23 protein-coding genes are annotated in these 25,701 nt (G+C 43.7%); 2 read left to right on the forward strand and 21 right to left on the reverse strand.

Going from position 1 to position 25,701, the window contains the following annotated elements; translation table 11 throughout:
* Nucleotides 1-38: 38 nt before the first annotated feature.
* The 9 genes from NST15_RS15795 to NST15_RS15835 form a co-directional block, all read right to left on the reverse strand.
* Nucleotides 39-308 (reverse strand): hypothetical protein, encoded by a 270-nt coding sequence (locus tag NST15_RS15795; RefSeq protein ID WP_008347702.1) that lies wholly within the window; start codon nt 306-308, stop codon nt 39-41.
* Between the two features lie 280 nt (nt 309-588).
* On the reverse strand, nt 589-1,881 hold the full coding sequence (gene eno / locus NST15_RS15800) for a phosphopyruvate hydratase (protein WP_003212752.1): 1,293 nt from the start codon (nt 1,879-1,881) through the stop codon (nt 589-591).
* A 29-nt stretch (nt 1,882-1,910) separates the two neighbouring features.
* Nucleotides 1,911-3,446 (reverse strand): 2,3-bisphosphoglycerate-independent phosphoglycerate mutase, encoded by a 1,536-nt coding sequence (gene gpmI / locus NST15_RS15805; protein WP_017359214.1) that lies wholly within the window; start codon nt 3,444-3,446, stop codon nt 1,911-1,913.
* Complete coding sequence (gene tpiA, locus NST15_RS15810; protein WP_017359213.1) at nt 3,439-4,200, reverse strand: triose-phosphate isomerase; 762 nt, start codon at nt 4,198-4,200, stop codon at nt 3,439-3,441. The genes gpmI and tpiA overlap by 8 nt, the downstream gene beginning before the upstream one ends.
* A gap of 30 nt (nt 4,201-4,230) precedes the next feature.
* Nucleotides 4,231-5,415 (reverse strand): phosphoglycerate kinase, encoded by a 1,185-nt coding sequence (locus tag NST15_RS15815; RefSeq protein WP_017359212.1) that lies wholly within the window; start codon nt 5,413-5,415, stop codon nt 4,231-4,233.
* 213 nt (nt 5,416-5,628) lie between these two features.
* Entirely contained in the window at nt 5,629-6,636 is a 1,008-nt protein-coding gene (gene gap / locus NST15_RS15820; protein WP_342498647.1) for a type I glyceraldehyde-3-phosphate dehydrogenase, read from the reverse strand.
* Between the two features lie 31 nt (nt 6,637-6,667).
* On the reverse strand, nt 6,668-7,705 hold the full coding sequence (locus tag NST15_RS15825; protein ID WP_008347711.1) for a sugar-binding transcriptional regulator: 1,038 nt from the start codon (nt 7,703-7,705) through the stop codon (nt 6,668-6,670).
* Between the two features lie 288 nt (nt 7,706-7,993).
* On the reverse strand, nt 7,994-9,415 hold the full coding sequence (locus NST15_RS15830; protein WP_017359211.1) for an amino acid permease: 1,422 nt from the start codon (nt 9,413-9,415) through the stop codon (nt 7,994-7,996).
* A gap of 101 nt (nt 9,416-9,516) precedes the next feature.
* On the reverse strand, nt 9,517-10,710 hold the full coding sequence (locus NST15_RS15835; protein WP_342498648.1) for an ornithine--oxo-acid transaminase: 1,194 nt from the start codon (nt 10,708-10,710) through the stop codon (nt 9,517-9,519).
* Nucleotides 10,711-10,919: 209 nt separating this feature from the next.
* Here NST15_RS15835 and NST15_RS15840 point away from each other — a divergent pair, with 209 nt between their 5' ends.
* The gene (locus tag NST15_RS15840; protein WP_079920163.1) at nt 10,920-12,362 is read left to right on the forward strand and encodes a sigma 54-interacting transcriptional regulator; all 1,443 of its coding nucleotides are present in this window, start codon (nt 10,920-10,922) and stop codon (nt 12,360-12,362) included.
* 227 nt (nt 12,363-12,589) lie between these two features.
* Here NST15_RS15840 and NST15_RS15845 read toward each other — a convergent pair whose 3' ends face one another.
* On the reverse strand, nt 12,590-13,327 hold the full coding sequence (locus NST15_RS15845; RefSeq protein ID WP_008347721.1) for a FadR/GntR family transcriptional regulator: 738 nt from the start codon (nt 13,325-13,327) through the stop codon (nt 12,590-12,592).
* Between the two features lie 173 nt (nt 13,328-13,500).
* Nucleotides 13,501-14,799, reverse strand: a complete 1,299-nt coding sequence (gene rpoN / locus NST15_RS15850; RefSeq protein WP_342498649.1) for an RNA polymerase factor sigma-54 — start codon at nt 14,797-14,799, stop codon at nt 13,501-13,503.
* Between the two features lie 70 nt (nt 14,800-14,869).
* Between rpoN and yvfG the strand changes: the two genes are divergently transcribed.
* On the forward strand, nt 14,870-15,085 hold the full coding sequence (gene yvfG / locus NST15_RS15855; protein WP_017359206.1) for a protein YvfG: 216 nt from the start codon (nt 14,870-14,872) through the stop codon (nt 15,083-15,085).
* A 24-nt stretch (nt 15,086-15,109) separates the two neighbouring features.
* On the opposite strand, the gene NST15_RS15860 is transcribed toward yvfG, so the two are convergent.
* The 10 genes from NST15_RS15860 to NST15_RS15905 form a co-directional block, all read right to left on the reverse strand.
* Entirely contained in the window at nt 15,110-16,435 is a 1,326-nt protein-coding gene (locus NST15_RS15860) for an MATE family efflux transporter (RefSeq protein ID WP_144739577.1), read from the reverse strand.
* A gap of 63 nt (nt 16,436-16,498) precedes the next feature.
* Complete coding sequence (locus NST15_RS15865) at nt 16,499-17,314, reverse strand: dipeptide/oligopeptide/nickel ABC transporter ATP-binding protein (RefSeq protein ID WP_342498650.1); 816 nt, start codon at nt 17,312-17,314, stop codon at nt 16,499-16,501.
* A 13-nt stretch (nt 17,315-17,327) separates the two neighbouring features.
* Entirely contained in the window at nt 17,328-18,143 is an 816-nt protein-coding gene (nikD, locus tag NST15_RS15870) for a nickel import ATP-binding protein NikD (RefSeq protein WP_326110521.1), read from the reverse strand.
* 4 nt (nt 18,144-18,147) lie between these two features.
* Nucleotides 18,148-18,981, reverse strand: coding sequence for a nickel ABC transporter permease subunit NikC (gene nikC, locus NST15_RS15875; protein WP_008347734.1), 834 nt, complete (start codon nt 18,979-18,981; stop codon nt 18,148-18,150).
* A complete protein-coding gene (gene nikB / locus NST15_RS15880) occupies nt 18,978-19,922 on the reverse strand; it encodes a nickel ABC transporter permease subunit NikB (protein WP_060832666.1) in 945 nt (314 codons plus the stop codon). Before nikB ends, nikC begins: the two co-directional genes overlap by 4 nt.
* An 18-nt stretch (nt 19,923-19,940) precedes the next feature.
* The gene (gene nikA / locus NST15_RS15885) at nt 19,941-21,560 is read right to left on the reverse strand and encodes a nickel ABC transporter substrate-binding protein (protein ID WP_048002931.1); all 1,620 of its coding nucleotides are present in this window, start codon (nt 21,558-21,560) and stop codon (nt 19,941-19,943) included.
* 168 nt (nt 21,561-21,728) lie between these two features.
* The gene (locus tag NST15_RS15890; RefSeq protein WP_342498651.1) at nt 21,729-22,892 is read right to left on the reverse strand and encodes a DegT/DnrJ/EryC1/StrS family aminotransferase; all 1,164 of its coding nucleotides are present in this window, start codon (nt 22,890-22,892) and stop codon (nt 21,729-21,731) included.
* Nucleotides 22,889-23,578, reverse strand: a complete 690-nt coding sequence (locus NST15_RS15895; RefSeq protein ID WP_342498652.1) for an acetyltransferase — start codon at nt 23,576-23,578, stop codon at nt 22,889-22,891. Before NST15_RS15895 ends, NST15_RS15890 begins: the two co-directional genes overlap by 4 nt.
* Nucleotides 23,541-24,134 carry a sugar transferase gene (locus tag NST15_RS15900; RefSeq protein WP_060781438.1) on the reverse strand — a complete coding sequence of 198 codons (594 nt, stop codon included), beginning with the start codon at nt 24,132-24,134 and terminating at the stop codon, nt 23,541-23,543. Before NST15_RS15900 ends, NST15_RS15895 begins: the two co-directional genes overlap by 38 nt.
* 20 nt (nt 24,135-24,154) lie before the next feature.
* Nucleotides 24,155-25,684: an MATE family efflux transporter gene (locus NST15_RS15905; RefSeq protein ID WP_342498653.1), complete on the reverse strand. Its 1,530-nt coding sequence runs from the start codon at nt 25,682-25,684 to the stop codon at nt 24,155-24,157.
* Nucleotides 25,685-25,701: the final 17 nt, after the last annotated feature.

Genomic DNA, 25,701 nt, shown 5'->3' on the forward strand with positions numbered 1-25,701 from the left:
GATAGAACAGATGACCCCGCATCTGTTCTCACCATTTGTTAGAAGCCGCATTTGATTTTAATATACAGGCCTAAAAACTTGAACTCTCCTAAAAATTTCGAGCCTTTTCCAAATGTTTTGCATGCCCAAATCAAAGCGGCAGCTGTCACAATGCCTAAGATAGCGGCAAGGACATAAATCCAAAATGCATTTTTCTGTACGTTCTTAGAAGTTAGAATTCGTTGCTTCCTTTCATCATATGCCGCCAGTAGGTGAAGGACATACATGTATACACCTACTGGAAAACGAAGGCTAAAAGGATTCAGCATCTCATCACCCCCTAATATATGTAAAATGATACCACCCCCTTGCAAATAGCATAAGTTCAATTCAGATCATATTTTTAGAAGAGTTTTCATGATTTATTGCTTATAAATCGTCAAGCTCATCGTTTCGCCTCTGACTGAAGGATGATTTTTTACAAAAATAGGATATGACAAAGGAAGCAGAGCCTATTCGCTTGAGCCAGCTTTGCGTCTTTATTTCAACATAAAAAAAGCGCTGCGATACGCTCTTTTCAAAAGAGCGCACGCAGCGCGTTACTTTACATTACTTATTCAAGTTGTAGAATGTAGCAATGCCGTGGTATTGAGCTGTTTCAGCCAATTGATCTTCGATGCGAAGTAATTGGTTGTATTTCGCCACACGGTCCGTACGAGACGGAGCACCTGTTTTGATTTGTCCAGCGTTAGTTGCAACTGCAATGTCTGCAATTGTGCTGTCTTCTGTTTCACCAGAACGGTGAGAGATAACAGCTGTATAGCCTGCACGTTTCGCCATTTCGATTGCATCAAATGTTTCAGTTAATGTACCGATTTGGTTTACTTTGATGAGGATTGAGTTACCAACGCCGTTTTTGATTCCTTCAGAAAGCTTCTTCGTATTTGTTACGAACAAGTCGTCTCCTACTAGCTGAACCTTGCTGCCAAGACGCTCAGTTAATAGTTTGTGACCTTCCCAGTCGTTTTCATCAAGGCCGTCTTCGATTGAGATGATTGGGTATTTCGATACCATATCTTCATACCAGTCAACCATTTCAGCAGATGTTTTCACAACACCTTCGCCTGATAAATGATATTTACCGTCTTCTTTGTTATAGAACTCAGAAGATGCAGCATCCATCGCAAGTTTCACTTCTTCACCTGGTTTGAAACCAGCTTTTTCAATCGCTTCTACGATTGTTTGAAGTGCTTCTTCGTTAGAACCAAGGTTTGGAGCGAATCCACCTTCGTCACCTACAGCTGTGTTTAAGCCTTTTGCGCTTAATACAGATTTCAGGCTATGGAAGATTTGAGCGCCCATGCGAAGTGCTTCACGGAAGTTTGGAGCACCTACAGGCATAATCATGAATTCTTGAATGTCTACGTTGTTATCCGCATGCTCTCCACCGTTGACGATGTTCATCATCGGTACTGGAAGCGTTTTGGAGTTGAATCCACCAAGGTATTGATAAAGTGGAATTTGTAAGAAATCAGCAGCCGCACGTGCTACAGCGATAGATACGCCAAGGATTGCGTTTGCGCCTAATTTCCCTTTGTTTTCTGTTCCGTCAAGTTCGATTAACATTTTGTCAATTGCTACTTGTTCAGTGACATCAAAGCCTAAAAGCTCTGGTGCAATGATTTCATTTACGTTGTTTACAGCTGTTAGAACACCTTTTCCAAGGTAACGGTCTTTGTCTCCGTCACGTAGTTCTACTGCTTCATATTCACCAGTAGAAGCACCACTTGGTACTAGTGCACGGCCAAAGCCGCCAGATTCTGTGTAAACTTCTACTTCAACTGTTGGGTTACCGCGAGAGTCTAATACTTCGCGTGCATATACGTCAACAATGTATGGCATCGTTATTTCTCTCCTTTTGAATCAATTTGTTATTTTTGAATCAATGATGTTCCTGTCATCTCTTTTGGTTTTTCAAGACCAAGTAAGTCTAAAAGCGTTGGAGATAGATCGGCTAAAATGCCGCCTTCTCTAAGCGTCGCACCTTTTTTCGTTACGATGACTGGAACAGGGTTTGTCGTATGTGCAGTATGCGGCTTTCCTTCTTCGGTAATGAGCACGTCTGCGTTACCGTGGTCTGCCGTGATGATGGCATGTCCGCCTTTTGCTAGGATTGCGTCGACTACAGCTCCTAAGCACTCATCTACTGCTTCAATGGCTTTGATTGTTGGCTCAAGCATACCTGAATGCCCCACCATATCTGGGTTAGCAAAGTTCAGAATGATCGCATCATGCTTGTCAGCATTGATGTCTGCAACAAGTGCATCCTTTACCTCATAAGCGCTCATTTCTGGCTTGAGGTCATAGGTTGCGACATCTGGTGAATTGATTAAGATGCGGTCTTCTCCAGGAAATTCTTCTTCACGTCCACCGCTCATAAAGAACGTCACGTGAGGATATTTCTCTGTTTCAGCAATCCGCAGCTGCTTCAATCCATTTTGAGAAAGTACTTCTCCTACTGTGTTATCCAAGTTCACTGGTTTGAAAGCCACATAGCCATCTACCGTTTCACTGAAGTGTGTGAAGCAGACGAAGTGTAAATCCTTCGGATGTGCTTCCCCGCGGTCAAACGAGCGGAAATCTTCATTTGTGAATGTGTTTGAAATTTGAATCGCACGGTCTGGACGGAAGTTATAGAAAATCACAGAGTCGCCGTCGTTTACTTTTGCAACCGGCTCACCATTTTCTCTCGTAATGACAGATGGAATAACGAACTCATCGTAGATTCCATTTTCATAGGAGTCATCAACGACATCATAGATGTTTTGATAACTTGGGCCTTCACCATACGCCATCGCGCGATATGCTTTCTCCACACGATCCCAGCGCTTGTCACGGTCCATTGAGTAATAGCGTCCAGATAGTGTTGCCACTTCTCCGACACCGATTTCTTTGATTTGTTCTTCAAGCTGTTTTAAGTACACTTTCGCTGTCTTCTGACCAACATCGCGTCCGTCTAAGAAGCCGTGAATGTATACTTTTGTTAAGCCTTCTTTTTTCGCTAGTTTCAGCAAGGCAAAAAGATGCTGGATGTGGCTGTGCACACCGCCGTCTGACAAGAGACCGAATAAATGAAGCGCCTTGTCATTTTCTTTTGCATAAGTCATTGCATCTAGGAACGTTTCGTTTTTCTCAAATTCCCCATCACGAATGGCAACATTCACTCTTGTTAAGCTTTGGTACACGATGCGTCCTGCACCGATGTTCAAATGCCCAACTTCAGAGTTCCCCATTTGACCTTCTGGGAGGCCCACTGCCTCACCTGAAGCCGTTAAGGTTTGATGCGGGAATTCGTTCCAGTAGCGGTCGAAGTTCGGTTTCTTTGCTTGGGCAACAGCGTTACCAACTGTTTCGCCTCTTAAACCGAACCCGTCTAAGATGATTAATGCAGCTGGTTTCTTACTCATATTGACCTTCCTCCAATAATTGAACGAAAGACTGAGGTTCTAAGCTTGCGCCGCCTACCAAAGCACCGTCAATATCGGATTCTGCCATATATTCTTTAATATTCGCAGGTTTCACGCTTCCGCCATATTGAATGCGAAGGCTGTCTGCCGCTTCTTGACCAAATTCGCTTGCAACAGTTTGGCGAATGTGCGCACAAACATCGTTTGCATCTTTCGCTGTAGAAGATTTACCTGTACCGATCGCCCAGATTGGCTCATAGGCAATGACAGATTCAGCAACTTGCTGCTTCGTTAAACCAGCTAGTGCTTTCTTCACTTGATCAGCGACAAGTTCATTTGTTTTGCCTGCTTCACGCTCTTCAAGCGTTTCACCTACACAGATGATTGGAACGATGCCATGCTTGAATGCAGCATGTGCTTTTTTGTTCACTGTTTCATCTGTTTCAGCGAAGAATTCGCGGCGCTCTGAATGACCGATCACTGAGTAGCCGATGCCAAGATCTTTAAGCGCAGCAGGGCTGATTTCGCCAGTGAATGCACCGTTTTCTTCAAAGTGCATGTTTTGCGCACCAATTTTAAGGTCTGTTCCGTTAGAAAGGCTGTTCAGCTTTTCAAGGAAAAGGGCTGGTGCACAGACAATAGATTCCACTTTGTCAGGAGATGGAATAGATGACTTGACTTCTTCAACGAAGCTTACAGCTTCACCAAGTGTTTTGTTCATCTTCCAGTTCCCAGCTATAATTGGTTTTCTCATGATTGACACTTCCTTATAGCAGTTTTGGTCTTATTTATCGTTTAATGCAGTCACACCTGGAAGTTCTTTGCCTTCCATAAATTCAAGTGAAGCGCCGCCGCCTGTAGAAATATGGCTCATCTGATCGGCAAGACCAAATTTCTCAACAGCTGCTGCTGAATCTCCACCGCCAATGACAGAATATGTATCTTTCGCTTCTGCCAGTGCTTCTGCGATTGCTTTTGTTCCTTTAGCGAATGCATCGATTTCAAATACACCCATTGGTCCGTTCCAGACAACAAGTTTGCTGTTTTTAATGACATCAGCATACTTCTCTCTTGTCTCTGTTCCAATATCAAGTGCTTCTAGATCACTTGGAATTTCAGAGATTGGCACAATGCTTGTATTCGCATCATTTGAAAAGTCGTCGGCTACCAGAACATCTGTTGGAATCAGGAAGTTCACGCCTTTTTCTTTTGCACGGTCCATAAAGGATTTCGCTAAATCTACTTTGTCTTCTTCTAATAGAGATTTTCCTACTTCGTGGCCAAGTGCTTTGACAAATGTATAAGCAAGTCCGCCGCCGATGATCAGGTTGTCCACTTTATCAAGAAGACTTTCAATTACACCGATTTTATCCTTTACTTTTGCGCCACCGATAATCGCTGTAAATGGGCGATCAGGGTTTGAAATGGCTTTCCCTAGAACCTCAAGCTCTTTTTGCATGAGGAAGCCTGAAACAGCCGGAAGATACGCTGCAATACCAGCTGTGGATGCATGTGCACGGTGTGCAGCACCGAACGCATCATTGACATACACATCGGCTAAATCAGCAAACGCTTTTGATAATTCAGGATCGTTCTTTTCTTCACCAGGATAGAAACGAACGTTTTCAAGCACTAGCACATCTCCTTCTTTTAAGTCAGAGATTTGCTTTTTCACGTTGTCGCCGTAAGCTTCATCTGCTTTTTTCACTTCTTGTCCAAGAAGCTCTTGCAGACGTTTTGCTACAGGTGTCAGACGCAGTTCTTCAGTAACTTGACCTTTCGGACGACCCAAATGACTAGCTAGTAGTACCTTTGCGCCTTGTCCTGTTAAATACTCAATCGTTGGTAATGCTGCGCGAATACGAGTATCATCCGTCACTTTTCCGTCCTTCATTGGAACGTTAAAATCTACGCGGCAGAACACAACTTTACCTTTTACGTCAATGTCTTTTACTGATTTCTTATTCATGCTCGTCAGGAGATCCTCCTTTATTCTGGTTTCCTTACGCATTGGACAAGTCTCTCTTTATCCTTTTCCCATTTTGCCCTCATCAAAACGAGAAATCGTGCAGAACGGATAAATACAGAGAAAAAGGGAAAGGGATGCTTCCCCTTCCCTTGTCCGTCTTCATTATATCGTGTCTCTAGGAAAGAACCAAGTGAGTTCCTTCAGTGTGAGAAATTAAAGACCCTGTTTTGCAATGTAAGCTGCAAGGTCAACAACGCGGTGAGAATATCCACTCTCGTTATCGTACCAAGAAATGACTTTCACCATGCTGCCTTCCATTACCATTGTAGAAAGAGCATCGATTGTTGAAGAGTTTGCATTACCATTGTAGTCACCAGATACTAATGGCTCTTCGCTGTAGCCAAGGATTCCATTAAGTTCTCCTTCAGCTGCTTCTTTAAGTGCTGCATTTACATCTTCAGACGTTACATCTTGATTTAATTCAGCAACAAGATCAACTAAAGAAACGTTAGGTGTTGGAACACGCATAGCGCCACCGTTTAATTTACCTTTAAGTTCAGGCAATACAAGTGAAACAGCTTTCGCAGCACCTGTAGAAGTTGGGATGATGTTTTCCGCAGCTGCACGAGCACGACGGTAGTCTTTGTGCGGAAGATCAAGAATTTGTTGGTCATTTGTGTATGAGTGAACAGTTGTCATCATACCGCGTTTGATACCAAATTTATCGTTAAGTACTTTTGCAAATGGAGCTAAGCAGTTTGTTGTACAAGATGCATTAGAGATGACATCGTGGCTAGCTGCATCGTATTTGTCTTCGTTTACACCCATAACGATTGTGATATCTTCTTCGTTAGCAGGAGCAGAGATGATGACTTTTTTAGCGCCAGCTTCTAAGTGTTTAGCAGCGTCTGCACGTTTTGTGAAGAATCCAGTAGATTCAACAACGATTTCTACGCCTTGTTTACCCCAGCTTAATTTCGCAGGGTCACGCTCAGCTGATACTTCGATTGTTTTACCGTTCACTACTAAGTTCGTACCGTCTACAGAAACCTCTGCATCTAGTTTTCCGTGAACAGAGTCATATTGTAAAAGATGTGCAAGCATGTTAGCGTCTGTTAGATCGTTAACCGCTACTACCTCAACTTCAGGATTGTTTAATGCTGCACGAAATACGTTACGTCCAATACGTCCAAATCCGTTAATACCGACTTTTACTGCCATGATGTTTCCTCCTTTTATAGGTCACAATGTTTTATATTGAGGGATCTATTGACTCCCTTAATAACTCTTTTGCGGCTCCTTCGTCTGTGACGAGAACCGTTCGGCGGGGTTTTTTGAAATAAGCTTCAATGGCCCCAGCCTTTGATGATCCACCTGCAACAGCAATGATGTGTGGAATGCTTTCTAAATCATCTAGCTGCATGCCGACGGAGTGCACTTTGTGGACGACCTCACCATCACGATTAAAGTAATAGCCAAAGGCCTCTGTCACTGCGTCATGCTCATCAATCTTTTTTAAATCTTCAGCGGGTGTGTTTCGTCTCATCGCCATTGTTTTTGCTTCACCGATTCCATGAATAAGCATCGTGGATGATTTAATTGTTTGAAGCACTTCTTTGACGGACGGCTCTTCAATAATGGAAGAGTAAGCACCTTCTGACAGCTGTCCTGGAACAAACAGCAGTTTGTAAGTACCGGAAGCTTTTTCAGCCATGTGGGCACAAATGGTGTTTGCCTGATTTTTTACATTCTCCCCAAGACCGCCTCTCGCAGGGACAAACATCATGTCTCTGTTTTTGGCATCAGGGGTCATCATTTCGGCAACAGCTTCCATCGTCGTTCCGCCAGTGACGGCGACGATATTATTTCCAGTAAACCTTTTTTTCATACATTGGACAGCAGCTCTTCCCATTTCTTGCTTCACCCACGGGGATTCATCGCTGTCACCAGAAACAATGATGACTTCTTCCAGGCCTAATTTCCTCTTTAATGTATTTTCCAAAAAGGTTAAACCTAAAACGTCCTTCATCATTCCTTCAAGCATTTCAAGCAAAGCATGACCTTCAGTCGTCAGCATCATACCGCTCGTTTTGACATCCAGCAGATTTTGTTCCTTTAAGAACTGAACTTCAGCTCTTAAGATACGTTCACTCAGACCAAGACTTGTCGCAAGACTTCTGCGACCAATTGGTTCAGCTAATCTGATGTACTGCAAAATGTCATAGCGTTTTTGCATAACTGTGAGAAGATCTGGTAATAATTTTTTTTGAGCTTCCAATAAACGATTCATGGCTAACGACCCTTTCTTTTCACGTTGGACTAAAAACGTCCCACTGTGACAAAAAACGTCCCGCCACAGCCAAAAAAAATCAACCCTTGCTTTCTTTAATTATTTTAACAGGATAATCTTGCATTTTCAACTCTTACAAACACATTTAGACAAAAAATAGACACATTTTGACCGATAACCTGCTTGTCATCTAGCTTTCCGCTATTTTATTTTTTTCAAACTATTTATTTTCTTCTATATTGAATGCATTTGTCTTTGAAAAGGTGCAGGCGGTCAAAAGCCGCCTGCTTATGTTTTCGGTATCGTTTCTTTCTCTTCATTAAACCGTTTAGCATCTTCCTTCGGTTTAATCTTGAGGTAGTAAATGATGTAGCAGGCGGCCATAAATGGAACTCCGCAATAAAGACCAATCCGCTGATCCTCAATAAAGAATAAACTGATAAGAACAATGCCAAATGCGATAAAGCCTGCTAAAGGCACAAATGGATAGAAAGGCGTTCGGAAGACCAGATCCTTTACATCTCCGCCCTCTTTTATGAATTGTCTCCTAAAGAAGTATTGGGATAAACAAATAGACATCCAAACAACGACAAGCACCATACCCGAAATGGATATGAGCCAGACATATACCGTTTTTGGTGCTACAACACTCGTGAGCAGTGATAGAGCGGATACACCCATTGTCACCAATAAGGCATTGATCGGGATTTTACGTTTGGATAATTTTTTCGTGAAAACAGGTCCTTTCCCGTCTTTTGAAAGCGCCCATAGCATACGTGATGATGCATATAATCCAGAGTTCGCTACAGATAAGACGGCTGTAATGATGATAAAATTCATGATATCTGCCGCGTATGGTATGCCGACCTTGTCCAATACCACAACAAACGGACTATCCACTGCGCCGGCGGTCTGCCATGGAAGAAGCGCCGCAAGAACCGCAATGGATAAAACAAAAAAGACCATCGTCCGCCAAATAATATTCCGAATAGAACGCGGGAGTGTTTTTTCCGGACTTTCACTTTCACCTGCTGCAATCCCTACAAGCTCTGTTCCTTGAAAGGAGAAATTGACTGTGACCATGGTTAATAAAATCGCCAAAAGACCATTAGGAAAAAGGCCGCCATGATCCGTCAAATGACGAAATAGTGGGGCAGGTTCCCCGCCTTTTAAGTGAATCATTCCGAAAATTGCGCCAATTCCAATGATAATAAACAATAAGATCGCAGCAACCTTGATGGCTGAAAACCAGAACTCTGTTTCAGCGAAACTGCGTGCCGAGATGGCATTGATGGAAAATAAGATGACGCTAAAGGCAAGACACCAAAGCCAAACAGGGATATCTGGGAACCACCTTTGGAGTAGAATACCTGCTGATGTAAACTCAAGTCCAATCGTACACGCCCAGCTAAACCAATAGAGCCAGCCGATCATAAAGCCCGTGGATGGACCAATATACTTCGTGGCATACTCCTGAAAAGAACCAGCTGTCGGCATCGCCACTGCTAATTCACCAAGACAGAGCATCACCAAATACATGAGCAATCCGCCAATGATAAACGAAAGAATGGCTCCCCCTGGGCCTGCCTGATGAATAATGAGTCCTGACCCAAGGAAAAGGCCTGTTCCAATGACCCCACCTAAGGCAATCATAAAGAGATGTCTACTTTTCATGGAACGCTCTAGTTCATTATGCTGTTCTGGCTTCAAATCCGCTTCCCCACTTTCACTCTTCTATTCATCAACCTTTGACAAAATTCGCCGTTCATTGAAAGAGAAAGGGAGAATTTGAAGGCTTCTCCCTTGATCATTTATGCTTGAAATAACGCTTCGATATGAGCGATTGCCCAATCCAAGTCTTCTTTTGAAATGGTGAGCGGCGGTGCAAATCGAATTACTGTCTCATGGGTTTCTTTGCATAACAGCCCGGCTTGCTTGAGCTTCTCGCAATAGGGTCTAGCTGCCTCAGTCAGTTCCATTCCAATAAATAGTCCACGCCCGCGCACTTCCTTAATGACAGGACTTTGAATGCGTGACAGTTTGTCTTTGAAATATTCCCCAAGCTCCAATGAGCGCTCGGCAAGCTTCTCGTCGATTAAAACATCTAGTGCAGCTAGCGATACTGCGCACGCAAGAGGATTCCCGCCAAAGGTAGACCCGTGAGATCCTGGGTTAAACACACCTAAAATATCACGATTTGCTACAACACATGAGATCGGGAATACCCCGCCGCCAAGTGCTTTACCAAGAATCAACATATCCGGCTCAATGCCTTCCCAGTCGCATGCAAACATCTTGCCAGTCCGCGCTAATCCCACTTGAATTTCATCTGCGATCAATAACACATGTTCCTTCTCACAGATCGCTTTTGCCTCTTTTATAAAGCCCTCGGGCGGCATGACAATGCCCGCTTCCCCTTGAATCGGTTCAAAGAGAAAAGCTGCTGTTTGCGGAGTGATCGCTTCGCGTAACGCCTCAATATCTCCATAAGGGATGAGCTTTATGCCCGGAAGCATCGGACCGAAACCTCTTTGATATTCTGCTTCCGAAGAAAGTGACACAGCCGTCATTGTACGACCATGAAAATTCCCGGTACATGCAATGATTTCTGCCCGATTCTCTTCGATACCCTTGACATCATAGCCCCATCGTCTCGCTGCCTTTATCGCCGTTTCCACAGCCTCTGCTCCTGTATTCATCGGCAATGCCATCTCTTTATTCGTTAATTTGCAAATCTTCTTATACCAAGGACCAAGCTGATCATTATGGAAGGCCCTTGATGTGAGTGTCACACGGTCAGCTTGTGTTTTAAGCGCTTCTATAATGCGGGGATGGCGATGTCCTTGGTTCACTGCAGAATATGCACTGAGCATATCCATGTATCGGTTGCCCTCAGGATCAGTCACCCACACTCCCTCAGCCTCTGAAATCACAATTGGCAACGGATGATAGTTCGCCGCACCGTATTGTTCTGTTTGATGAATCAATGCTTTTGTCTGTGTCATCGTGTATTCCTCCTTCTGTAAGCTTGCCTCTTTTTATGGGGTTCATCTTCACTCTTATGTTATGCAAGGATCATGCCAACTTAGTGATCGCTCTGTGCCTAGGATTGTTCGCACCTTTAACGCAAAAATATTTTGCATATGCAAATTTTTTTAGAGGAAACCGCAAAATTTTTCATGTAAAATAGAGGTAATGTCTGGAGGTGGCGCAAGTGAAAAAAGATCAGCATACCGCAAAGCTTGAAAATGAGATTGATCTATATAAACAAATGCTCGATTTAATTGATGTTGGGGTTCACGCCATTGACGAAAATGGCAATACCATTGTTTATAATAAAAAAATGATGGAGATCGAATCTTTAAAACGTTCTGATGTCCTTTATAAAAATGTATTAGACCTCTTTGTGTTTCAGGACGAGATGCACAGTACACTTGTCCAAGCGCTGCGAACCGGGAAACAAACGGTTCATGCAAAGCAGACGTATCACAACTACAATGGAAAAGAAATCACAACGATTAACCATACATACCCGCTCGTTCGAGACGGTTTGATTCAAGGGGCAGTTGAAATTTCGAATGATGTCACGAAACTGGAACGGCTCATTCACCACAATATGAAGAAAAAAGGAAACACACGCTTTACATTTGATTCAATCATTGGGGAAAGTCCTGCCTTTTTAGAAGTAATTGAACATGCGAAACGAGCCACACGTACCTCTTCTTATGTGCTGATTGTTGGTGAAACAGGAACGGGGAAAGAGCTATTTGCACAAAGCATTCATAATGGCAGCAGCCGTTCATCTGGACCATTTATTACGCAGAATTGTGCAGCGCTGCCTGATAACCTCATTGAAAGTCTGCTTTTTGGAACACAAAAAGGGGCTTTTACAGGGGCAACAGATCAGCCCGGTCTATTCGAACAAGCACAAGGTGGTACACTGCTTTTAGATGAGATCAACTCATTACACCCGGCTCTTCAAGCAAAACTATTGCGCGTCTTGCAGGAGAAACGTGTGAGAAGGTTAGGCAGTACAAAAGAAATCGCCATTGATGTGAGAGTGATTGCTAATATGAATGAGGACCCTGTGGATGCGATCGCAGGTGGACGGATGCGAAAGGATTTATTTTACCGGCTTGGCATTGTCACCTTGTTTATCCCGCCGCTCTCTGAGCGAAAAGAAGACATCCCGACATTTGTCATGCACTTTATTCAAAAATATAATGAACTGTTTCAAATGAATGTGAAGGCGGCTGATGAAGAGGTACTTGCCCTGTTCCAAACTTATCATTGGCCAGGTAATGTAAGAGAGCTGGAGCATGTGATTGAGGCTGGAATGAATATGATGATGGACGAAACATCCTTAAGCTTGCATCACCTTCCTTACCATTTCCGATTCAAGCAAGGAGAAGGTCATCCTAGTGAACACATGCAGATGAGTCCGGTGCAGCCTACAGCTGCAGCTGATACCTTCGTCTACACGAGCTCAGAACATACGACTGATTTCCAAACCCAAATGGAACGATTTGAAAAACAATACATCGTCCATTACTTAAATAAAATGGACGACAATATTTCACAGACTGCAAAGATATTGGGCATGAGCAGGCAAAGTCTGCAATATCGAATGAAAAAATTGCATATTTCTCTTCAATAATAGAGCTGTGCCCTTATGCGGCACAGCTTAGATTGTTGACAAAGGGCTAAAATGACCTTTATTTTAGCCCTTTGTCTTCTTTTCAGCGTGATAGAAAACCTTTGCAGTCTAGGAAGGACGAGCACTGGCACGGAGCGAATTTGACATTCGTGAGTACCAGCGCGCAGGACTGACAAAGAATGCGAGGGTTTGTCTACACGCTGAGCTGTGCCGCTTTTCGGCACAGCTTATTGTATATCTGGCTTTCCTTCCTGTTCTTGCAGCACATCACCAAGAAGTTGTTCTACTTTTTCCAAATGTGTGAGCATCGCCCGCTCTGCTTCTTCTGGCTGTTTGTCCATGATAGCTTGATAAATTCGTTCATGGTCCTTGTAAAGCTGATGGATGGACGCTTTTCTTGAGAATAACACGACTTTTCTTGTTTCTCGCATCGTTTCCATTAACAAGGTTGAGACCTGATTCATTAACGCCGCTAGTAAATGATTCTTTGAGGCTTTGGCGATGGCAAGATGAAATGTGAGGTCTGCCTCCTCACCAATTTCTTTATGCGCTTCTGCACGCTTCATTTGTTCTAGTGCCTCCTGCAGTCGATGGAGGTCATCGTCTGTCCGCAGCAATGCTGCCTTTTTGACAGCACCTGATTCAATGATTGATCTCACTTCAAGAAGCTGTGCGATATCCTGCTGCTTCATCAAAAAAGCAGGAGATAAACAAAATGTGAGCTGCTCAGGATCGAACTGCTTCACATATGTGCCTTCTCCTTGCTTCATCTCTATTAATCCGATCGCTTTCAGAGCGGACAGCGCCTCTCTCACAGCGGAACGGCTGACTTGAAAATTTTCAGAAAGTGCTTGAACCGAGTCTAATTTTTCGCCTGGAAGAAGCTCCCCCGTTCGAATGGATTCGACTAATGCGTCCGCAATTTCTTCATATATTTTTTTCGTTTTGATTTGTTTATATTTCAATTGGTCTCACCTCATCACTGTTGTCTACCCCATCGGCTCATGCCCTATCTTATACTTTACCCCAAAATTCAGATCACACGTCTTCCCTTTTTTCAATTCTCAAGAAATCTTCTATCACTCTTCCACTCATCAAAAAAGAAGCACGTGCCATTGTTTCTGGCATGTGCTTCTTTTTAATCATATCGCTTCCGTAGCGTGGAAGACGGAAGGTTCATTTGTTCACGATATTTAGCAATGGTTCTGCGAGAGACACGGATACCAAAGGTTTGCTGAAGCTGCGTCATGATTTGCTGATCCGAATACGGTTTTTTCTTATTTTCTGATTGAATCAGCTCCGCAATGTGGGTCTTCACTGTGTAGCTGGATGCTTCTTCGAGCGAATGCCCTTCTAGTTTCGCTTGGAAAAACTGTTTCATTTCCATTAATCCGTAAGGGGTCTGCACCATTTTCCCTTTGACTGTTCGACTCACTGTCGACTCATGCACTTGTAATATATCTGCAACCCGCTTCATCGTAAGCGGTTTCATTTTATGCTTCCCGGTCAGGAAAAAATCAGTCTGTTGTAAGATAATCTCACGAACGACATTTGTCATCGTTTGTTTTCTCTGCTTCAGCGCTTGAACAAGCCAATTGTACTGCTGCTGCTTTTCCTTTAGATACGTGTATGCTTCATGCCGCTTTTGATCTTGAATCATGGCGAAATACCCTTCATTCATTTCAATGTCCGGAAAAGCACGCTGGTTCAGCTCGAATGTGATGTGACCTCCCGCAGCTGTAATCAACACATCTGGTTCTATATACACATCCTCTTCTTCATAAGAGAAATGAAGGCCTGGTCTTGGTTCGAGAAGCGACACCTCATCTTGTATGGCCTGCAAGGTTTTCAAAGGTATACCTGTTTTTGCCGCGATTTCCTTCCAAGCCTTCCTTGCGAAAAGAAAGAAATGCCCTTCGATGATCAGCTCTGCTTCATACCAGCGATCCTTTTTTCGTCTAAGCTGGAGCAGGATACATTCTTGCAATGATCTAGCGCCAATACCAGCAGGCTCTAATGATTGAAGCTGATGAAGAACAGCTTCTACTTCTTCTGCCGAAGCCTGTAAAACAGCGGCCATTTGGTCAACCGGTTCATTTAAATAGCCATTGGAATCAATGGACTCAATCATGAAGTGAAAAATCCTTTGATTCTTTTCACTTAAATTCAAATCAATGGCCTGTCTCTTTAAATACATTTGCAGGCTTTCTTTTTGATGCGTACGATACGGCTCTGTCATTCGATCTTGCGTTCTTTTATGATAAACTGGTTGATAGCTGTCCGTGTCTTTCCGCTCAATCAGAGGGTTCTCAAGCGCTAACTGATCAAGATACTCACCCAGCTCTGTACAATTCAGTTGCAGCAGCGTAATCGCCTGCCTGAGTTCTTGTGTGAGTACCTGCTTTAATACTAGTTCTTGTTGCAGTTTAAGGCTCATTGTCTCCCCTCCCTCTCATCATTTTACATGAAGATTGACGGACCGTATATACGAAATAGGAGTGATGTCCATGTCTGAACTTTTTTCTGTTCCATACTTTATTGATAACTTAAAACAGCACATTGCCATGAATCAACATGAAGACAAGATTCATGCCATGAACGCTTATTATCGTTCAGTGGTTTCTACACTTGTGCAGGACCAATTGACGAAAAATGCTGTTGTCTTGAAGCGAATTCAGCATCTCGATGAAGCGTACCAAAAGGTGAAAAAAGAAAGCGAATAAATGGACGAAAAACAGCACCCTTTGTCACGATTGCAAAGGGTGTTTATCATGTAGGAAAAGCTTTTGATCCAGCTTCGATTTGTACATCATCAAAAAGCCTGACCGCCCTACAGTATAAATGATAAAGGCAAACCATAGTCCGTGATTGTGCCATATCGGAATGACTGCCGCTTGAACAGCCACAAACAAAATCATCGCAAAGAGCATTGAATTCCTGACAGGAGCAATTTCTGTCGCACCTGTGAATACACCATAAATCACCAAGCCAAAGCAAGCAGCAAACGGATAAAGAACGAGCCAATCGGCATATTGCAGTGTCACATCAAGAAGCTGAGGTAAATTTGTAAACAGGCTCAAAATCGGAACTTTAAAGAAAAAGTAACCTGCCGCAATGACACATGCCATCACAACTGCCCATTGTCTCGAAAGGGTTAATGTTTTATCATAAAGCGCTCGGTCGTTCGCACCTACTGATCTACCGACAAGGATGCTGGATGCATTGGCAAATCCATCGAACAAATAGGCCATGATGTAGTGAATTTGAAATAAAATGGCATTCGCCGCCAATTGCTCCGTTCCGAAAGACGCTCCCTTTGCTGTAAACATGTTGATCACGACAAGCAGACAGATCGTTCGGATAAACAAGTCTTTATTCACATGAAACATTTTCTTTACTGCACGTGTGTCCATCACCTGCTGGATAGACGGCATCCGAAAACCGTTTGACGTATGCTTCAAGATGATCCAGGCCCCTAACACAAAAGCAGTGAGTTCAGAGATCAATGTCGCCGCTGCCACACCTTTGACGGCAAAAGAAAACGCATGAACTAAGATCAATGCCAAGATCATATTCATGACATTGATCAAAATTTGTAAAGAAAGGGCTTCTTTCATTTTTGCCATCCCCATCAGCCAGCCGAGTATGACGTAATTCATCAAGGTAAATGGCGCTCCCCAGATCCGAATATGAAAATAGTCCGCTGCATATTCGCGCACATCAGCAGCAGGAGAGATGATCCATAATGCGGATTGAATAATGGGCCATTGAAGAGCAATAAAACAAAGTCCGACGATAATAGCTAGCAAAAAAGGCCTTAGAAAAGCAAGAACACCCTGCTCCTCGTTCTGCGCTCCGTTTGCTTGGGCAGCAAAAGCAGAAGTACTTACCCGCAGAAAACCAAACAGCCAGTACAATGTACTAAAAATGAGACTGCCGACTGCGACGCCTCCTATATAAGCGGGATTGGCAAGCTGTCCAACAACTGCTGTATCGACAGCTCCAAGTAATGGCGTGGTCATCGTTGAAATGGTTAAAGGGATCGCCAAAGCTAAATATGCTCGATGGTTCACGATGCCACCTGCCTTTCATGAAAAATAGCCTCTCTTAAAAGAGGCATTGAGGGAATGAAAAAGTTAACGAACCGGCCTGCCAATCGTTCGAGACAAAGGGTGGCTGGCGAGCGTTGCCTCCTTCATTTTCAGCACAGCTTCGTGCTCTGATATAAAGAAATCATCCTTCGATTGAAACTGAGCCACAAGCTCACCCTGATCAAGAATCGCTAATTGATCACTTAAATGATAGGCCGCTGTCAAATCATGTGTGATAAATAAGTATGCAAGCTTCAGCTCTTTCTTTAATTCGACTAACAAATCTAAAATGACTGCCTGCGTAACCATATCTAAGCTACTGACTGATTCATCCAGCACAATGAGCTTTGGCTGAAGCACCAGTGCTCTGGCGATGTTGATCCGCTGTAGCTGGCCGCCGCTAAATTGGTATGGGTACTTGGACAAATCCTGCTCACTGAGCCCTACTCTTTCTAACCAGTGAATCAGTATATGCTGACGTTTTTTTCGGGTCATTGGTTCATAGTTTTCAAGCGGCTCAGATAGAATTTGTTCCACTGTCCATCTTGGATTCACTGCTGAATATGAATCTTGAAATACCGCTTGTACATGCCGGCGGAAATGCTGATGTGTCCGCTGATCTGCACGAATAATATCCTGACCTTCAAACAGAACTTGTCCGCTACTTGGCTTCTCTAGTCCAAGGATGATGCGGCCAAGTGTACTTTTCCCTGCACCACTTTGACCTAGTAATCCAAGACAAGTGCCTTCTTCAACGGTCAAATGGACGTTTTTCAGGACAGGGGCTCTCCCTTTTGTCCTCATCAGAAACGATCGGCTGCCATATGAATGACTAACTGCTTTCACTTCTATTAAATGCAACGGTCTTCTCACCTCAAATCGGGCAAACAGCTGGAATGGATGGACGAGCTGCTAAAAGTTTCTTTGTATAATCATGCTTCGGGTGTTCAAAAAGCTCAAGAACTTCAGCCTTTTCAACGATTTTTCCTTGTTTCATCACCACGACCTGGTCTGCCATTTCCGCAATCACACTAAGATCGTGGGTAATGAGCAAAATCGCCGTTCCGTATTCATGACGAATTTGATTCAAGTGCTCAAGCACCAGCTTCTGATTGTGTACATCTAATGCGGTTGTCGGTTCATCTGCGATGATCAGAGGCGGATGCATACAGGCAGCCATAGCAATCATGACACGCTGGAGCATCCCCCCGCTTAATTCAAAAGGGTACTTACTCAGTAATTGATCTGGATGCGGCAGGTTCATTTTCTCTAAGGCTTTAATTGCCTGGACCCGAGCCTTCCTTTTACTGACAGATGTATGCCGGCGGATTGTTTCAATCAATTGATGTCCAATTGTCCATACAGGCGTAAAGCTATTCATCGGATTTTGCATAATATATGAGAGATCTTTGCCACGAATAGACCGCATATGCTGTTCACTCAAACCGATCAATTCTCGACCTTGTAGAGTGATACTGCCAGTCACTTCGGTTGTTTTTCGATCAAGCATGTTTAAGATCGACATACTTGTCACCGTTTTTCCGCATCCACTCTCACCAATTAATCCAACAATTTGACCGCGCTTTACCTCAAATGCTATTTCCTGAACGAGAGAAATGGTTCCTTGCGGCGTTTTCGTATGCACATGCAGGTTCTCTATATTTAAAATAGACTCTTCCAACTGACTCATTCCTTTACACACGACGTTTGATGCCATATTTCTCTGAAAGGGCTTCTCCCAGTAAGTTGAATAGAATGACCACAGCCATAATCACAAGGCCCGGATAAAGCATCAGCTGAGGATTTGTTTGAATATAAGATTTTCCTTCATGGATCATCGCTCCCCATTCAGGCGTAGGGGGCTGAACCCCTAAGCCTAGAAAAGACATGGCTGAAATGTCCATAATCGCCCAGCCCATTTCAAGTGTGCCCACAACCGCAAGTGGCGGCAGTACATTCGGAATCATATGCTTTCTCATGATATTCCAATGGGAAGTACCGCTAATCTTCGCAGCTGCAATAAAGTTTTGTTCCTTTAAACTAAGGACCATCCCTCGAAAGACGCGGGCGTAATACACCCACTGCACAAGCATCAAAGCCAGCACCACTTGAGAAAGCCCTGGTCCAAAAATACCGACTAATCCGAGGATCAGCACCAAATTTGGAAATGCCATGACCCCGTCGCACAATCTCATCAATACGTGATCGATCCAGCCGCCTTTATATCCAGAAATCAGCCCTACGATTAAACCGATAGATAGAGAGGAAACAAAGATTAACAACGCACATCCTAGTGAAATACGAGCACCATATAGAATACGAGATAAATTGCATCTTCCCAATTGGTCGGTGCCTAGAGGATACCCCCATGAAGAACCCTTTAGCTTCATTGCAAGATTAACCGCCGCCGGGTCATGCGGAGCGATCCATGGTGCACATATCGTCACAATGAGCAGGAGACCGAGCAGCACCACACAGATCGAGATCATCTTTTGATGATAGAAGAGGTGTTTTACTTTTGTCATCATGGCTGGCGGCCTTCCTTTCTAGAAATACGGGGGTCAATGAGCAGCTGAAGAAGATCCACTATCAAACTGCTTAAGATAAAGATACACGCCGCCATCAACACATAAAATTGAATGACCGGCAGATCCCGGTTAAAGATCGCTTCAATAAAAAATCGTCCAAATCCAGGCCATGAAAAAACAGCCTCTACAATAATAGTCCCTGTGAGCAGCTTGCCAAGATTCACGCCAAGTCCTGTCAGCATCGGTGATATCGCCATTCTGAAGACATGTTTGAACATAATCGATTGTTCCTTTAACCCTCTCATTCTCGCATATTGAACAAAAGGCTCGTGAAGCGTCTCACTCACACTCGCTCGCAATAATCTCGTATACATCGCAATTAACGGCACAGCCAGTGTAATGGATGGCAGTACAAGATGTTCCCATGTACCAACACCTTCAACAGGTAAAAGATCGAGTTTCACTGAAAAAAAGAAGATGAGCAAATACCCCAAAACAAAGGTCGGGATAGATGCTCCTAGGAAGGAAATCAACCGGCTCACATGATCTACAACGCCATTTTTTCTCACCCCGCTGAAAAAGCCCAGTGGAATACTGACACAAATTGCGATCAGCAGACTAGTGAACGCCAATTGAATCGTCGCAGGTATTCGATAGATCACCTCATCAAGTACAGGCTGATTGGTCATATACGACCGCCCAAAATCAAGACGGACGACTTTTTCAATCGTATGAAGGTACTGCATGTAAAAAGGTTCATCTAAACCAAATTCACTTCGTTTTTGGGCTAATACCTCATCAGTAGGCTGAATATGAGCCGCTGCTAAATATGCCTCCGCTGGATCAACTGGTGACAGATGAATCATGCCAGTTGTGAACAGTGTGGCTAGTAGAAATACAGGAATGATAGATAACATTCGTTTGATGATATAGCGGCTCATTTGCTTACCTTCCTTCTGTTACTTCAGCTTGATGCCTGTGAAAGGGTGTTCATCTCGATTCGCAGGGAAATCAAAGTCCTTCACATCTTTTTGATAAACAGCTGTCTTTTTAAAATAAGAGATTGGCACAATCGCCCCTTGATCTTGCAAGGAAGATAAGACGGACGAATAAAGTGCTTTGCGTTTGTTTTCATTTGTTGTCGATGGAATCTCCGTCATTTCTTTGATCAGCTTATCTTTATTCGGATACGCTGAGATCGCCTCTTTGAATCCAAAACCATCTGATGAGACAACGTTCATAAATGTATGCGGATCATACGGCGCTCCGTAATTGCTAAAGAAGTTCATATCAAATTTGTTCGCTTTAAACCGCTGAACCTGCGTCGCCAGCTCGACACCTTCAAGTTTGACGCCAACGCCAATGGCTGCCCATTCTGCCTGCAGGGTTTCAGCCATTGTTTTTTGAATCGATTCTGCTGAGTCATACATCATACTAAACTCAAGCGTTTTTCCGTCTTTTTCGCGTATGGTTTTTCCTTTTGGAAGCGTCCAGCCCGCTTCATCCAGTAAAGCCTTCGCTTTGTCCACATCATATTGGAAAGATTTCACCCGGATGCCTGACGTATATGGCATGTTTGTCGGCAAGATGTGATCTGCTACATCCTCTAAGCCAGAGGTCACACCTTCCACCAATGATGTTTTATTGATCGCATACTGAAGGGCGTGACGCACTTTCTCATCTGACAGCTGATCGACTTTTGTGTTCATGACAAGCTGTCTTGTGGCTACAGGCTCTGACATCTTCGTTTCATACTTGCCGCTCGCCTCTAGTTGTTTAAAAGCATCAAGGCTAATCGTTCCTTCTCCGTAAAGTAGATCTACATCGCCTTTTTCAAATGCCATCACTCTTGTTTCGGCATCTGGAATGACCTTCACTTTGATTTCTTTGACCTTTGGTTTCTCTCCCCAGTAGTGGTCATTTCGTTCAAAAATCGCGTAATCATCTTTTTTGTACGTCTTTAATACCCAAGGACCTGTCCCCACTGGTTTTTCGATTCCTTTTGATGTATCTCCGTTTTTCGGAAAACCTGCTTCTCCTAGGAAACGAACAGGGCGCACAACAGCTAACTCCTGAACAGTTGGATAATAAGGCTCAGTTAATGTGAGTTTAAACGTTTGCTTGTCCACTGCTTCTGTCTTTTTGATTTTCTTTATGACACCTAACCAGCTATGTACTTCTTTGTTTTTTAAAATCGTATCAAAATTCTTTTTCACAATGTTCGCATTAAATTTAGATCCATCTGAAAACGTGACATTGTCTCTAAGATGGAACGTATACACCTTGCCATCCTTGGAAACATCCCACGATTTTGCTAATTCAGGTTTAAGCTTTCCATTTTTTTGATAGCTCACCAATGGTTCGTAAATCATGGATTGGGCAAACAATTGTGATGGATTGTATATGTGTGGATTCATTTCGCCAATATCTCTTGGCCATGCCATGGTGATCATATCGGGATGATCCTTGTCTCCACCTGCTCCATTATTTGCTTGAGAACAGCCTACTAGTAAGAAGATCAGTAGGATAGGTAATATTGTATTTATTTTAATTTTCGGAAAATTACTCCAAATCGACATAAGTTGGTTGCTCCTCCTAATTGATGCTGATAATCATTTTCATTTTAAGGAGGAAGGACTCTGTTGTCAATATCATATTTGAAACGAAATAACAATATATACTCCTTATTATTCCACAAATTAAAGGATTTGTTAAAAAGAGAGGCAGGCTGCTGATGAACGAGCAGCCTATGAGGAGGGTAATGCTTTCTTTTGCAGGGCGTTGTACAGTGTATCAATGACAAGCTCCTGTTCCGCGTCTGTCATGCTTGTACCAGATGGCAGGCAAAGACCTGTCTCAAATAACAACTCAGATGCAGGGACTTCATCGGCTGTTGTATAAAAAGGACAACCATGAAAGAGCGGCTGCTGATGCAGTGGTTTCCATACACGCCTTGCTTCGATCTGCTTTTGTTCTAAAGCATCTATCATCTCTACTGGAGACATCTGTACATGATGATCAATGGTGAATGTGGTCAGCCAGCGGTTTGATGTGGTTTCTTGATATTCTGGCATAAATTGAAGGCCTTCAATGTCGGCTAAAGCATCTTGATAACGCTCGAAAATGCGGCGTTTTTGCTGAACACGCTCCTCTAACACTTCCATCTGTGCAATTCCTACACCTGCGAGCAGGTTGCTCATCCGATAGTTATATCCCTCCTCTTGATGTTCATAGTGTAGGGCATGTTCTCTTGCCTGTGACGCGAGAAATCGGCAGCGGTCGATGGCTGATTCATCATCACTGACAAGCATTCCGCCTCCTGATGTTGTAATGATTTTATTTCCGTTAAAAGAGTACACACCGAACCTGCCCATTGAACCGCTTTTTCTTCCTTTATATATACTGCCTAACGATTCAGCCGCATCTTCAATGATTGGCACATCATATGCCTCACACACCGCTATGATTTCATCCATTTTCGCACTTTGTCCGTATAAATGAACGACAATAACCGCACGGGGTCTTTTCCCAAGTCGTTTTGTTTCAGCAAAGGCTTTCTCTAACGCCAGTGGACACATATTCCATGTCTCTTTTTCTGAATCAATAAAAACAGGCGTCGCTTGTTCATATAAAATAGGATTTGCACTGGCAACAAATGTGAGAGTGGAACAAAAGACCATATCTCCCTTTTGAACGCCAATGAGTTTTAAGGCAAGGTGAATGGCTGCTGTTCCTGAAGATAATGCCGCTCCACTCTTCACGCCTGCATAATCTGCGACCACTTGCTCAAATTCATTTACAAGCGGTCCTAATGGTGCAATCCAATTGCTTTTAAATGCCTCCTCTATTTTCTTCTGTTCTTTTCCACTCATATGAGGAGGAGATAAGTAGATTCGTTTCCTATCTCTCATGATTTCCCACCTTCTCTTCGATCTTTGATCTCAATTGCAGGAACGCCTACGGCGACTTTCTGATCATGTATATCTCGGGTCACTGCCGCTCCTGCGCCGATCACTGCCCAGCTTCCAATGGTTCTGCCAGGTATGACAGCAGCCCCAGCTCCAATATGAGCACCCTCTCGCACAGAGACACAGCCGGTGAGCACGGCTCCCGGGGATAGGTGCGTAAAGGATTCAAGAAAGCAATCATGCTCCACGATAGAACCGGTGTTGATAATGGCATGCTCACCAATCACTGCATCTGCTTGCACAACAGCCATTGCCATCACAACCGTTCCCCGGCCAACCTTCGTTGACGAGCTCACAACTGCCTCTGGATGAATCAGTGTGGCAAATGCCCTCTCTTCAAATGCGAGACGTTCTTTGACCCTCTGTCTGATTTCGTTTTGCCCAATGGCAATCAGCCATTGCATATCAGGTATTTCCTCACTTACCTTTTGACTCATAGAAATCGGACCATACAGAATGCCGGTTCGAGTGTAAGCTTCCTCAAATCGATCGTCTAATACCGCACACAATGAGTAATCAGGATGCAAAAAAATCAACTCCTGAATGACCTTGCTGTGTCCGCCAGCCCCTATTAAGCCAATGGGCTGCTCTTTACGTATCGGTTCCTTTGAATTTTTCAGCTGTTGCATGATTTGGCTGCTGCACCCCTTCTGTTTTGATGACTTTCAGTAAGGTCATCCATAAGATTTTTATATCGAGCCAAAACGATTGGTGCTCTACATACCAGAGGTCATAGGTGAATTTCTCCTCCCAAGAGAGAGTATTTCTCCCATTCACCTGGGCCCATCCAGTGATACCAGGCTTCACAAGATGACGCTTCGCTTGCTCCTCTGTGTACATTTGTAAATACTCCATTAAAAGCGGTCTTGGTCCAACGAGACTGATTTCCCCTTTGAGTACATTGACAAGCTGCGGCAATTCATCAAGACTGAGCTTGCGAATAAAGGCGCCGGTTTTTGTTAATCGAAGATGGTCTGGAAGCAGTACGCCATGTTCATCGCGTTCCTCGGTCATCGTCCGAAATTTATAAAGCATAAACGGCTGTCCGTACAGACCAGGCCGTTCTTGTCGAAACACCACAGGAGCTCCGATTTTCCACCGAATGAGTCCATAGATGAGAAGGAAAAGAGGACTCCCTGCGATGAGCAGTGTCAGTGCCACGACCACATCTATTATTCTTTTCATCATTGCTTCTCCTTTCCACACTAGCGGGAGACAGCTCGTTCAATAGCAGCTTGTTTCACCTTACGCATGAGCTGTATCCGCTCTTGTTTTGTTCCTGCAAATTGATACAAATAGCCTAAGTAGAGAACGAAACATATTCCGCCAATACAAAATAGCTCCCACCATCTCGTCACATCATACACAGCCTGAATGCCGGCACAGATCCCCCATATGAATAGAGCCCCAAACAGCGGAATGACTGTATGTTTGTAAAAGATGGTGCTTTTCTGTTTCGTGATCTTGGCTGTATACAATGGGAGAAAAACGATATTTTTCATCAATAAAACAACGGCCCCTGCTGATGCAATGCCATATAACCCAAGCTGAAGTAGGTGAGTCAGTCCATAGGCTAAGAGGACATTGGAACCGCCTAATATGAGTGTCACAACCGCCGGCACTTTAAATCGGTTAAAGGCAGTCGGTACATAGGTCAGCGGTAAAAACATCAATGTGAAACACAAATAAGCCGCATGAATCATCAGCAGCCATTTCAGTTCCTCAAAGGCTGGTCCAAGCCATAACAGCATGAGCGGACCGGCAAGACCTCCTAACAGAGCTGCGGGGAATGCCACAAATAAACCACTCCATTTCATGGCATTGGCGGCGTATTGAATGAGCCCCTGCTCGTCTTGGTTTGAATATAATTTTGTGATCGTTGGCGCAAACACAATCGCAAGTGTCCCTGCAAGGGTGCGCAATAATAATGGAAATTGTAAAATGGCGGCATACTGTCCAGTCGCTTCTGCCCCAATCAGTAAGTTGGTCATCAATAAATCGATTTGTAAAAACAACAAAATGCCCATTTGTTCAAATGAATGCCACACCCCTGATCGAACCAGCGTGAGACTTGAAGATAAAGAAACGTACCGCCACTTAAACGAAAACCAAGGAATAAGTTTCTTAAAATAATAGAGACCCATTCCCAAAGCGGCGAAACTCCCCATAACGGCTGCAAGCGGAATATGCCAAATAGCTGGTGTCGTCACGGTAAATAGCAGCACAATCACAAGCGCCCTGCCAAACATCTGAATGGCCTGTCCAACACTCGATACATATAATTTGTTCGCATAAAATGGTGCCGCCCCAATACCAGACATGACGAAATTGAGCATAAATAAAAGACCCCCTAACACAAAGGCGATCTGTGTATCTTTTGCAAGATGAGCAGGCACATGGAGCCAATCAACCAGCTGCTGAGACATGAATAGACAAAGTAAAAAAAGACAGATGGATAAAAAAAGAGAACTGACAAAATAGGAAGCGAGATAGCGCTGCGCTTGTTCCATCTCTCCTTTATGAGCCGCAACAGAAAAAAAACGCACCACCACAGCACTTAATGAAGCCGTAATGACCGATAAATAATTGATCATATTTTGCGTCAGATGAATCAGACCAAACGCTTCCACTCCAAGTGTATGAACAATGTAAGGCGTTAAACAAACAGACATCAGCATCATCAAGAAAAACGTCATCACATTTGCACTGACATTGTAAAGAAACGCACGGTTCATGGTGATTTCACGCAGTG

It is taken from the genome of Bacillus sp. FSL R5-0820, from assembly GCF_038593385.1.
Classification (GTDB): Bacteria; Bacillota; Bacilli; order Bacillales; family Bacillaceae; genus Bacillus; species Bacillus altitudinis.